General features: G+C 63.8%; 9 protein-coding genes. 5 read left to right on the top strand and 4 right to left on the bottom strand.

Features of this window, described 5'->3' with window-relative positions; genetic code table 11:
* Positions 1-55 precede the first annotated feature (55 nt).
* A complete protein-coding gene (locus NKJ11_RS27675; RefSeq protein WP_352441043.1) occupies positions 56-1,342 on the top strand; it encodes an NAD(P)/FAD-dependent oxidoreductase in 1,287 nt (428 codons plus the stop codon).
* 262 nt (positions 1,343-1,604) lie between these two features.
* On the top strand, positions 1,605-2,432 hold the full coding sequence (locus NKJ11_RS27670) for an SH3 domain-containing protein (protein ID WP_352611482.1): 828 nt from the start codon (positions 1,605-1,607) through the stop codon (positions 2,430-2,432).
* Between the two features lie 91 nt (positions 2,433-2,523).
* Here NKJ11_RS27670 and NKJ11_RS27665 read toward each other — a convergent pair whose 3' ends face one another.
* Complete coding sequence (locus NKJ11_RS27665) at positions 2,524-3,270, bottom strand: SDR family oxidoreductase (protein ID WP_128302651.1); 747 nt, start codon at positions 3,268-3,270, stop codon at positions 2,524-2,526.
* Positions 3,271-3,584: 314 nt separating this feature from the next.
* Between NKJ11_RS27665 and zwf the strand changes: the two genes are divergently transcribed.
* From zwf to edd, 3 genes are all read left to right on the top strand, one after another.
* Entirely contained in the window at positions 3,585-5,054 is a 1,470-nt protein-coding gene (zwf, locus tag NKJ11_RS27660; protein ID WP_023809187.1) for a glucose-6-phosphate dehydrogenase, read from the top strand.
* Entirely contained in the window at positions 5,036-5,752 is a 717-nt protein-coding gene (pgl, locus tag NKJ11_RS27655) for a 6-phosphogluconolactonase (RefSeq protein WP_352794747.1), read from the top strand. Before zwf ends, pgl begins: the two co-directional genes overlap by 19 nt.
* A 73-nt stretch (positions 5,753-5,825) precedes the next feature.
* The gene (gene edd, locus NKJ11_RS27650) at positions 5,826-7,649 is read left to right on the top strand and encodes a phosphogluconate dehydratase (RefSeq protein WP_352611480.1); all 1,824 of its coding nucleotides are present in this window, start codon (positions 5,826-5,828) and stop codon (positions 7,647-7,649) included.
* Between the two features lie 68 nt (positions 7,650-7,717).
* Here edd and NKJ11_RS27645 read toward each other — a convergent pair whose 3' ends face one another.
* From NKJ11_RS27645 to folD, 3 genes are all read right to left on the bottom strand, one after another.
* Complete coding sequence (locus NKJ11_RS27645) at positions 7,718-9,382, bottom strand: vWA domain-containing protein (RefSeq protein ID WP_352632560.1); 1,665 nt, start codon at positions 9,380-9,382, stop codon at positions 7,718-7,720.
* Positions 9,383-9,755: 373 nt separating this feature from the next.
* Positions 9,756-10,754: a GlxA family transcriptional regulator gene (locus NKJ11_RS27640; RefSeq protein WP_032908654.1), complete on the bottom strand. Its 999-nt coding sequence runs from the start codon at positions 10,752-10,754 to the stop codon at positions 9,756-9,758.
* A gap of 20 nt (positions 10,755-10,774) precedes the next feature.
* Positions 10,775-11,674 (bottom strand): bifunctional methylenetetrahydrofolate dehydrogenase/methenyltetrahydrofolate cyclohydrolase FolD, encoded by a 900-nt coding sequence (gene folD / locus NKJ11_RS27635; RefSeq protein WP_352611478.1) that lies wholly within the window; start codon positions 11,672-11,674, stop codon positions 10,775-10,777.
* Positions 11,675-11,700 lie beyond the last annotated feature (26 nt).

Raw genomic sequence — 11,700 nt, 5'->3', positions numbered from 1 at the left:
CTCCCCTACTCCCCTACTCCCCTACTCCCCTACTCCCCTACTCCCTGCGAGCATCATGCCCTACCAATCCCCGATCTCCCCCGGCCGGTCCTGGTATGAGGACACAGCCGGTCCGAGACCTGAATACCCGGCGCTGGATGGCGACCGGGCATGCGATGTCGTCATCGTCGGCGGCGGCTTTACCGGTTTGTCGGCGGCGGCGCATCTGGCCAAGGCAGGCACCAATGTCGTGCTGATCGACGCTTACCGCTTCGGCGATGGCGCCTCCGGGCGCAATGGCGGGCAGCTCGGCACCGGCCAGCGCGTCTGGGCCGAGGACCTGGAAGCCGAGTATGGCTTGGCCCGCGCCAAGGCGCTGTTTGATCTTGCCGAAGAGGCCAAGGCGCATCTCCTCGAATTCACTGCCGCCAACCAGATCGATATCGACTATATGCCGGGCCAGCTCTCGGTGGCGCACAAGCCGCGCTATGTCGACGACTACAAGGCGCATGCCGAGATCATGGCGAGCCGTTTTTCCTACCCGCATATCTCGTTCATGGATGCCAGGGAGACGGCGGAGCGGTTGGGCTCGACCGCCTATTTCGGCGGCACGCGCGACACCGGCACCGGCCACATCCATCCGATGAAGCTGGTGATCGGCACGGCGCGGGTGGCAGCGCTTGCAGGCGCGCAGCTGTTCGAGGGGACGCCGTCGACCGGCATCATCTCCAGCGGCGGCAAGGTCAAGGTTTCGACACCGAGGGGGACGGTGACGGCGCAGAAATGCCTGATAGCGGTCAACGCCTATGGCGGCGCGCTCGAGCCGGTTAGTGCGGCGCACATCATGCCGATCGGTTCCTTCATCGGTGCGACCGTGCCTCTGGGAGCGGACTCGAACGTTTTGCCGGGCGGCGAGGCGGTCGACGATTCCCGCTTCGTCGTGCGCTATTTCCGCAGATCGAAGGACGGACGGCTGCTGTTTGGCGGACGCGAGGTCTATGGCGTCAACGATCCGAAGGATATCCACATTCACATCCGCCGCCAGATCGCGGAACTCTATCCGGCGCTCGGGGATGTCGAGATCACGCATGGCTGGGGCGGCTATGTCGGCATCACGGTGCCGAGAAAGCCTTTCGTGCGCGAAGTGATGCCCAATGTGATCTCGGCCGGCGGCTATTCCGGCCACGGCGTCATGCTGTCGAACTACTTCGGTAAACTCTATGCCGAAACCGTTGCCGGCAACCGCGACCGGCTGAAGCTGATCGAGGATCTGAAAATCCCGCCGTTCCCCGGCGGTCGGCGCTTCCGCACGCCGCTGCTGTTCCTGGCGCTCAACTGGTTTGCGTTGCGGGACAGGATCTAGCCGACCGACCTGGTGTAATATTGTAATATTCATTGTAACATTTGTTGCCCGTGCGACGCATTGCGCAATTTCCCGCAAAGGCGCAGAATCCCCTATAATGGCGTACTGATGCCACAATCGCAGGCGAAAGCTGCCGGTTCTGGGCGATTGTTCGGGGATTGTTGCGGGACTGCCCGCGTTGTTTTTTTGACCTATGCGGATCAGACGCCGGACTTCCGGCACCGACCGATAGAACGTCGGCCCGCTTATGGAGGTGGCAAGAGTGAGAGAGCCCTTCAGTTTCGGTACGCCGGAACGTCGGCGCTTTGCCATGCAGTTCGGATACGACATGCGGCCGTCCTTCTGGCAGGAAATCCGTTCGAACTCGCATCTGGTGATCGCCGCGATCGGCACCGCCGCACTGCTTGGCGTCGCCGCCGTGGCGCTGTGGCTGGCATTGCCGGCCAGCGACAGACAAGCGGCAGCGAGCCCCGAGCAGACCATTCCAACGGTTCCGGTGAAGACGACGAAAATAACCCCGGTTGGGGCCGCGGTCGCCGCGGCAGCCGTGCCGCAGGCGCGCAAGTCCGACGCTATTCCGACAACCGTGGCGGCCGCGCAAGCCAACATCCCCGCACTCGCCGCCAACGATCCGCGCTGGACCGGTTCGCAGCCGAAGGACGCCGCCACTTCCGATTCGACTGCTCCCAGCCAGGCAGCGGACAAGCAAGCTGCGGCATTCGCACAGCCGGCAGCCGATACCGATGCCGCCACCGAACTTGCCAAGGTAGCCGCGCCCAGCGCAGCCGCGGGCAACCACCCCGACGGCGCACAAACCGCCGCCATCCCCGCGGTGCAGCCGCAAGAGCCAGCGGCAGAAGGCGATGACAGCCAAGCCAAGGCGAAGCCCAGGAAAGCCGCAGCCGCCGGAACAGGGCGCATCCTGAGGGCCGTGACCATGCGAAGCGGCCCGAAGAAAAATGCCGCCGCCATCGGTACGGTGCCAGCCAAAACCTCGGTGCAGGTGATGAGCTGCAAGAAATGGTGCCAGATCACCTACAACGGCAAGACCGGCTGGATCTACAAGAGTTACATCAAGACTGGCGCGTGACGTACCCCGCTCTGCGTGAGGCAGGCCTGTTGTTCTGATGCATGTCGTTCTCCCAAACCGGGGCCGCTTTCGAGCGACATACATCAGGCTTTCAGATGCAGCGGCCGCCATCGACCTCCAGCGCCACGCCGGTGATGAAGGCGGCCTCGTCCGAGGCCAGCCAGAGTGCGGCGTTGGCGATGTCGAGCGGCGTCGAAAGCCGGCCGAGTGGGATCGATGCGCGGAACTTCTCGCGGATCTCGGGCGTGTCGGCGCCCATGAATTTCTCCAGCATGCCGGTCTCGCCGGCAACCGGGCAGAGGCAGTTGACGCGGATGTTCTTCGGCGCCAGTTCCACCGCCATCGATTTGGTGGCGGTGATCGCCCAGCCTTTCGACGCATTGTACCAGGTGAGGCCGGGGCGCGGCCGCAGACCCGCGGTGGAGGCCGTGGTCAGGATGACGCCGCCGCCCTGCCGCTCCATGATCGGCACCACGGCAAGTGCCGCGTGATAGATCGCCTTCATGTTGACGGCGGTTATCAGGTCGAAGGTGTCCTCGTCGACGTTGAGCATGTCGCCGTTGCGATGGGTGTAGCCGGCATTGTTGACCATGATGTCGATGCGGCCGAAGGCGCTTTTCGCGGCATAGACCATCTCGTCGAATTCGGAGCGCAGCGAGACATCCGTCTGGGTCCAGATCGCCGCTTCTCCGATCTCGCCGGCGACGCGCTCCGCGCCCCTGGCGTTGAGATCGGCGACAACGACCCTGGCGCCCTCCTGCGCAAAACGCCTGGCAATGCCCTCGCCAAAGCCCGACGCAGCGCCGGTGATGATCGCAACCTTGTTTTCCAGACGCATGTTTTTTCCGCTCACTATTGGTGACCATCAACGGGCACGTCATTGGCGCTCATCCGCGCAAAGCCACGGCTTCTGACCGGATTGGCCGAAAGATGTGGGTCCATCGCCGATTTCTCCTTTGGCTTTCGCGTCGATCCCGCTCTATGCTGCAACTGCGAAGGCTTCCGGAGCCGCGCCTTCGACAAGCCTCCGGGTCATCGGACTGTCAAGGGGCCGGCGCATACACCCAGATGTGACACCATGGCACTGGAAAATTTAAATCGATTAGATTATATCAGCCGCGTCACAGCGACCGGCGTCAAAGCGGACAGACCATGACCAGCCAGATCATCCCCGTCGAGCCTTTCGACTTCATCATTTTCGGCGGCACCGGCGATCTGTCGGAACGCAAGCTTCTGCCGTCGCTCTATTATCGCCAGCGCGACCATCAGTTTTCGGAGCCGACACGCATCATCGGCACGTCGCGCTCGAAAATGAGCGATGAGGAATTCCAAGCCTTCGCCAAACAGGCGATCTCCGAGCACGTCAAGCCGGCCGACATCGACGCCAAGGAACTGAAGACTTTTCTGGCGCGGCTGTCCTACGTCTCCGCCGATGCGACGAGCGGCGCCGGCTTCGACAAGCTCAAGAAGGCGATCGGAGACAGCGACCGCATCCGAGCCTTCTACCTGGCGGTGGCGCCGGCGCTGTTCGGCGACATCTCGCACAAGCTGAAAGAGCACAATCTGATCACGCCGAACTCGCGCATCGTGCTGGAAAAGCCGATCGGCCGCGATCTCGATTCGGCACGCAAGCTCAACGACCTGGTCGGCGACGACTTCCACGAAAGCCAGATCTTCCGCATCGACCATTATCTCGGCAAGGAGACGGTGCAGAACCTGATGGCGCTGCGTTTCGCCAACGCGCTCTACGAGCCGTTATGGAATTCAGCCCATATCGACCATGTCCAGATCACAGTCGCCGAGACCGTCGGTCTGGAAGACCGCGTCACCTATTACGACAAGGCCGGCGCGCTGCGCGACATGGTGCAGAACCATATGCTGCAACTGCTGTGTCTCGTCGCCATGGAAGCGCCGTCATCGATGGATGCCGACGCCGTGCGCGACGAGAAGCTGAAGGTGCTGCGGGCACTGAAGCGCATCAACGGCAACGAAGCGCCGAAGCACACCGTGCGCGGCCAGTACCGCGCAGGCGCCTCGGCCAGCGGAGCTGTAAAGGGCTATGTCGAGGAGCTTTCCCACGACAGCAATACCGAGACCTTCGTCGCCATCAAGGCCGAGATCGGCACCTGGCGCTGGGCGGGCGTTCCGTTCTACCTCAGGACCGGCAAGCGGCTGGCAACCCGGGTTTCGGAAATCGTCATCGAATTCAAGCCGATCCCGCATTCGATCTTCGGCGACAGCGCTGGTCCGATCTTCGCCAACCAGCTGGTCATCCGGCTGCAGCCCGACGAAGGCGTCAAGCAGTTCATCATGATCAAGGATCCGGGTCCGGGCGGCATGCGGTTGCGCCAGATCTCGCTCGACATGAGTTTTGCGCAGTCCTTCGATGGCCGCGCGCCGGACGCCTATGAGCGGCTGATCATGGACGTCATCCGTGGCAACCAGACCCTGTTCATGCGCCGTGACGAAGTCGAGGCGGCGTGGAAATGGATCGACCCGATCCAGAATGCCTGGGAAAGTGCCAGGCAGGAGGCGCAGGGCTACACGGCGGGCACCTGGGGCCCATCGGCCTCGATAGCACTGATCGAACGTGACGGGCGGACATGGCACGAGAGCAATTGAACAGCGCCGCCTATAGCTGGAACGGCTTCGCCGGGCGCCAGGAACTGGCGGCCGCCCTTGCCGGCCATGTTGCAGGCAGACTGACCAAGGCGATCGCCGAGCGCGGCACGGGGCTGCTCGCCGTCTCCGGCGGCACCACGCCGGCAAAATTCTTCGCCGCCCTTTCGGCGATACCTATCGCCTGGGACAAGGTGATCGTGACGCTGGTCGACGAGCGTTTCGTGCCGGCCTCCTCGCCACGCTCCAATGCCGGGCTGGTAGCCGCCAATCTGTTGCAGAACGCGGCCAAGGCGGCTCGTTTCGTGCCGCTCTATCACGAAGCCACCAGCATCGAGGATGCGGCCTCGTCCGATGATGCAGCGCTCCGGTCCTTGCCATGGCCGCTCGATGTCGTCGTGCTCGGCATGGGGCCGGACGGCCACACCGCTTCGTTCTTTCCCGATGCCGACGATCTGGCAACGTTGCTCGACCCGTCTGGCGACAGGATCGTGCTGCCGGTTCATGCGGCAAGTGCGGGCGAGCCGCGGCTGACCCTGTCGCTGGCGCGCATCGTCGAAGCCGGCTTCATCGCGCTGCACATAGAGGGTGAGGACAAGCGTACCGCCTTCGACGGCGCGGTTGCGCCCGGGCCGCGAAAGCCAATCCGTGCCGTGCTCGACGCAGCACATAAGCCCGTAGAGGTTTTCTGGGCCCCCTGAATCTCGATTTACTCTGGTCCCGGCAAACGGCGGGAGGATGTTTCCGGGACCTCGCCTGAAAGGACCGACCGCCATGACCGCCAGACGCGACATCGAAGCCATCACCGAACGCATCCGTCAGCGCTCAAAACCAGGCCGCGAGCGTTATCTCGGCCGCATCGTCGAGGCATCGAACCGCACCGCCAACCGGGCTGTGCTGTCGTGCGGCAATCTCGCCCACGGCTTTGCGGTGTGCAGCCCCTCGGAAAAGCTCGCGCTTGGCGCCGACAAGGTGCCGAACCTGGGCATCATCACCTCCTACAACGACATGCTGTCGGCGCATCAGCCGTTCGAGACCTTCCCGGCGCTGATCAAGGACGCGGCCCGCGAAGCCGGCGGCATCGCCCAGGTGGCCGGCGGCGTACCGGCAATGTGCGATGGGGTCACGCAAGGCCAGCCCGGCATGGAGCTGTCGCTGTTTTCGCGCGATGTCATCGCCATGGCCGCCGCGATCGGCCTGTCGCACAACATGTTCGACGCCGCCGTCTATCTCGGCGTCTGCGACAAGATCGTGCCGGGGCTGGTGATCGCAGCGCTCACCTTCGGCCATCTGCCGGCGGTGTTCATTCCGGCCGGACCGATGACATCAGGCCTGCCCAATGACGAAAAAGCCAAGGTCCGCCAGCTCTTCGCCGAGGGCAAGGTCGGACGCGCCGAACTGCTGGAGGCCGAGTCCAAATCCTATCATGGGCCGGGGACCTGCACCTTCTACGGCACGGCGAATTCCAACCAGATGCTGATGGAGATCATGGGCCTGCACACGCCGGGCGCTTCCTTCGTCAACCCTGGCACGCCGCTGCGCGAGGCGTTGACCCGCGAGGCGACGAAGCGGGCGCTGGCGATCACCGCGCTCGGCAACGCCTATACGCCTGTCGGCCGGATGATCGACGAACGCTCGATCGTCAACGGCGTCGTCGGCCTGCACGCCACCGGCGGCTCGACCAATCACACCATCCACCTGATCGCCATGGCGGCGGCGGCCGGCATAGCCATCACCTGGCAGGATATTTCCGACCTGTCGGAGGCGGTGCCACTGCTGGCGCGGGTCTATCCGAACGGCCTCGCCGACGTGAACCATTTCCACGCCGCCGGCGGGCTCGGCTTCCTGATCCGCGAGCTGCTCGACGAAGGCATCTTGCATGAGGATGTGCAGACGGTGTGGGGCGAAGGCCTGCGGCCCTATGCGGTCGAGGCAAAGCTCGGCGCCGACGGAGGCGTGGTGCGCGAGGCCTCGCCGAAGGCAAGCGGCGACGAAAAGGTGCTGGCGCCGTTCAACAAGGCATTCCAGGCGACCGGCGGCCTGAAGGTGCTGTCAGGCAATCTCGGCCACGCCGTCATCAAGACTTCCGCGGTGAAGCCGGAGCGGCGTATCATCGAGGCGCCGGCCAAGGTCTTCGACAGCCAGCAAGGGCTGAACGATGCGTTCAAGGCCGGCACGCTGATCGGTGATTTCATCGCCGTCATCCGCTTCCAGGGGCCCAAGGCCAACGGCATGCCGGAGCTGCACAAGCTGACTACCGTGCTCGGCATCCTGCAGGATCGCGGCCAGCGCGTGGCGCTGGTCACCGACGGACGCATGTCGGGCGCCTCCGGCAAGGTGCCGGCGGCGATCCATGTCACGCCGGAAGCGGTCGAGGAGGGTCCTATCGCCAGGATCCACGAAGGCGACATCATCCGGCTCGACGCCGAAGCCGGCACACTCGAAGTGCTGGTGCCGGCCGGCGACTTCGCTTTGCGCCGGACGGCGGATGCCGATCTCATCGGCAACGAGTTCGGTTTCGGCCGCGAGCTGTTTGCCGGCTTTCGACAACTGGTCGGCCGCGCCGATCATGGCGCCAGCGCCTTCGGCACGGCTTGACGGCAGTTCTGCGTAGTTCACAAAAAAGGGCGGCACATGGCCGCCCTCTTGCGGTTGTGCATACGATTCTATTGCACGGTTAGCTCGGCTCGCTCGCCGGCCTTGACCGTCACGTTGCCTTCTTTGGAACTGTTGTCGGATTTCTCCGAGACGACGGCGTAGTCGCCCGCAGGGATCGCTGCCTGATACTTCTGGTCGAATGCATAGCCAAGCGACTTGCGGTTGCCGTTGATGTCCTTCTTGGCCTCGAAAATCTCGATCTTCGAGGCTCCGGGCGCGGTGATCGCCAGCACGCCGGCATTCATTGCGACCTTCAGATCCTGAAATTCGCCCACCTTGACAGTGAACGGCTGCTCGACGACGGCGAGATCAACCGTCGCAATCAACACATAGTCATCGGGTGGCAGATCGAATTTGCTGTCGGGTCCGTAGGCATAGGTCACCTCGTCCCTGGTTCCATCGATCTTCTTTTTTGCCTTGAGCACCTTGAAGCCGATGCCTGAACCGTCCGCCTTGTCGCCGCCGGCAGCATAGTAAGCATTGGCAACGACATGGCCGACACCGGCAATCATGTCCTTTTCCACGGTCTTGCCGGCAGCCAGCGGGATCGTATCGGTAGCCACGCCCTGCCCGATCGTGACAGTCACCTTCTGGTCGCCGGCCGGCAACACGGCTTTCGTCGTCCCATAAAAGGTCGCGGGCATGTCTGCACCCGGATAATCGATGACGACAGCCGCGCCATCGACGACATCCGCCCCCGCGTTCGGTCGCGGGTGGATGATCAGCGTGCCGGCATTCAAGTTGAAAAGCGGCTTGTAGACCTGGCCTGCCTCGATCTTGACCTTCTGCTCGGTCTTCGCCTGGCCGTCACTGGCCACGACGATATAGTCGCCCGGTTCCAGATTGGCCTTGTAGGCGCCGTATTCGGTGCTGACGTAGTCGCCGCGCGTACCGTCGGGTTTCGCCTTGTAGATTTCCCAGGCGTTGCCGTCGGTGACGGGATCGCCGCCCTCGGCAAGCACTGCTATCGGCTGGAAATTGAAGTCCGGTTTGGCCGGCTCCGGTGCGGGCGCTGGCTCCGGTGCCGGAGCGGGTGCCGGTTCCGGCACCGGCGCCGCCACGGTCTCGGCAAGCGCCTCCTGCAGCGCCTTCTCGTCGGAGGCCTGGATGTATTTGCCGCCGGTGTTGTCGGCGAGGCAGGCGATCTGCTTGCCCTCGTCGGCGGTGAGGCCGAAGCCGACGACATCGGCGGTGAAGTCGACGCCGGATGCCTCGAGCTCCTTGCCAAGCGCGCAGGGGTCGCCGCCGCATGTTTCGAGCCCGTCGGTGATGAGCACGACGGTCGCCTTGTCCTCGGTGTATTTCAGCGCCTCGGCCGCCTGTTTGACCGCCGCCGTCAGCGGCGTCTTGCCGAGGAATTTCAGGCTGTCGGCGGCGGCCGAAATGGCGCTGCCCGAACCTGCCTGAGGCGGCACGATCAGCTGGATGTCGTCGCAGCTGCCCTTTTCACGATGGCCATAGGCCATGAAGCCGATCTCGTCGTCGGTGGGGACCGATTGAAGCACGGTTCGAAGCGACTCGCGGGCGATTTCGAGCTTGGGCTTGCCGTCGATCTGCGCCCACATCGAGCCGGACGCATCGAGAATGATGATGACCTTGTTTGCGGCGAAGCCGAACGTCGTCATCGACAAAAGGAGGACCGCCGCCGCGACACTCCGTGCAAGTCCCGCCATCGAAATCTCCTAAATCCACCCCTGATCCGGGCGGCAAGCTATTTGACGCGGCGCCGGTACACAAGCCCCGGCGCCCGGTGCGTAGGGCTCCGAACCCAGCTTGACAAGGACCTGACGACAGCCAGTTCGGTGGTGCCGGCAGTGCCGGCAGTTTTTGCGATAGGAATTTTTTCTTGACTCTATGCCCTCAGCTATGATACATTTTCGCCCATGGTGCTGATTTGCGCCAAGTGACCCGCCGCACAGGCGGGTTTTTCGTTTGATGCACCGTCAGCCTACGCGGCGAAGGCACCGAAGGAACCCGTTAACCCGAAGTCGCTGCCCTGGCCCGATGCGCCGGGCCGAATGCCGAACTTTTCAGCGGAAGCGGAATTCAATAGGTCGTGCGGCGCTCTTCCGAGGGCGGCCTGCCGAATTGCAGCCGGTAGCTCTGGGCGAAGTAGGAATGCGAGGTGAAGCCGGTCGCGATCGCCACGTCGAGGATCGGCATGTTGGTCTGGCGCAGCAGTTCGCGCGCCCGCTCCAGCCGCAACCGCATGTAATAACGGCCGGGCGTGACGCTGAGATGGCGCAGGAACAGGCGCTCGACCTGGCGCACCGAAAGGCCGGCGGATTTGGCCAGCTGTACCGCCGACAGCGGCTCGTCGAGGTGGTCGGCCATCAGTTCGACGATACGCCTAAGCTTCTCCGACTTGCCGGTCAGGTCGCGTTCCGGCCCGACGCGCTGACGGTCGCCGGCCGAGCGGATGCGTTCGTGCTGGAACTGGTTGGCGACGCCATTGGCGAGGTTCGAGCCGAAATCGCCGCGCACGATCTCCAGCATCAGGTCGATCGAAGTGGTGCCGCCGGCACAGGTGTAGCGCTTGCGATCGATCTCGAAGACGTTGCCGGTGCAGTTGATGTCGGGGAAGCGTTCGACGAAGCCGGCACGGTTTTCCCAATGGATGGTGCAGCGATAGCCTTCGAGCTGGCCGGCCTCGGCCAGCAGATAGGAGCCGACCGACAGGGCACCCAGCGCATTGCCGCGCCGGCCCCAGCTTCGCAAAGCCGCCAGCACCTTGCTCTTGCCGGGGAATTCCGTCGTCAGCCCAACCGAGACGAACAGGATATCGACCGGCGGCAGGTCGGCAACGGCATAGTCGATCTTGAGCGGCAGGCCGTTGGAAGCCATCACCGGATCGCCATCGGCCGACACCGTCGTCCAGCCGTAGAAGTCACGGCCGAGCAACCGGTTCGCCGACCGGAACGTATCGATCGCGGCAGCCAGCGAGAACATGGAGAACTTGTCGACCAGCAGGAATGCGAACTGCCGGCCACCTTGAACGGGGTCCGCGATGACCGGCCGTTCTGAGGGAACACTGGGGTTCGGCAAAGCTGCGGCTTTCTGGCGGGTCAGAAGGACGGCCGTTTCAATCCGGCCGCAAGGTAGGCCGAGGCTAACGTATTGGCCATCAGCATGGCAATGGTCATAGGCCCGACACCGCCAGGCACCGGCGTGATGGCGCCGGCGGCCTTGGCCGCTTCGGCATAGGCGACATCGCCGACGAGACGGGACTTGCCCTCGCCCTTTTCCGGCGCCGGAATGCGGTTGATGCCGACATCGATGACGGTGGCGCCTGGCTTGACCCAATCACCCCTGATCATCTCCGGCCTGCCGACGGCCGCGACAAGAATGTCGGCGGTGCGGGCAAGTGCCGGCAGGTCCCTGGTGCGGCTATGGGCGATGGTGACGGTGCAATTGGCGGCAAGCAGGAGGTTGGCCATCGGCTTGCCGACGATGTTGGAGCGGCCGACGACGACGGCGTTGAGACCGGACAAATCCTTACCGCGCACCCGCTCGATCAGAAGCATCGAGCCGGCCGGCGTGCAAGGCACGAAGGCTGTCTCGAGTTCACCGGTGCCGAGCTTGCCGACATTGATGAAATGGAAGCCGTCGACATCCTTTTCCGGCGCGATGGTCTGGATGATCTTGCCGGCGTCGATGTGGGCCGGCAGCGGAAGCTGCACGAGGATGCCATTGATGGCCGGATCGGCGTTCAGGTCGCCGATGATCTTCAGCAGTGCCGGTTCCGAGGTTTCGGCCGGCAGCGTGTGCTGAACGGAATGAAAGCCGCATTCCTTGGCGGTGCGCGACTTGGACGCGACATAGACCTGGCTGGCGGGATCCTCGCCGACGATGACCACTGCAAGACCAGGCTTGGCCTTGCCCTTGGCGACAAGTTCAGCCGTCAGGGTCTTGACCGTCCCCACAACGTCCCCGGCAACGCTCTTGCCATCAATCACTTCGGCCATGGACTACCCTCAACACCAGAATGCCC

Source organism: Mesorhizobium sp. M0243, from assembly GCF_040321775.1.
Taxonomy (GTDB): domain Bacteria; phylum Pseudomonadota; class Alphaproteobacteria; order Rhizobiales; family Rhizobiaceae; genus Mesorhizobium.
This window is presented reverse-complemented; position numbering and strand designations above follow the sequence as displayed.

Coding starts and splice junctions, on each gene's coding strand:
- NKJ11_RS27675 (WP_352441043.1), top strand. CDS start 56: ATGCCCTACCAATCCCCGATCTCCCCCGGCCGGTCCTGGTATGAGGAC.
- NKJ11_RS27665 (WP_128302651.1), bottom strand. CDS start 3,270: ATGCGTCTGGAAAACAAGGTTGCGATCATCACCGGCGCTGCGTCGGGC.
- zwf (WP_023809187.1), top strand. CDS start 3,585: ATGACCAGCCAGATCATCCCCGTCGAGCCTTTCGACTTCATCATTTTC.
- pgl (WP_352794747.1), top strand. CDS start 5,036: ATGGCACGAGAGCAATTGAACAGCGCCGCCTATAGCTGGAACGGCTTC.
- edd (WP_352611480.1), top strand. CDS start 5,826: ATGACCGCCAGACGCGACATCGAAGCCATCACCGAACGCATCCGTCAG.
- NKJ11_RS27645 (WP_352632560.1), bottom strand. CDS start 9,382: ATGGCGGGACTTGCACGGAGTGTCGCGGCGGCGGTCCTCCTTTTGTCG.
- folD (WP_352611478.1), bottom strand. CDS start 11,674: ATGGCCGAAGTGATTGATGGCAAGAGCGTTGCCGGGGACGTTGTGGGG.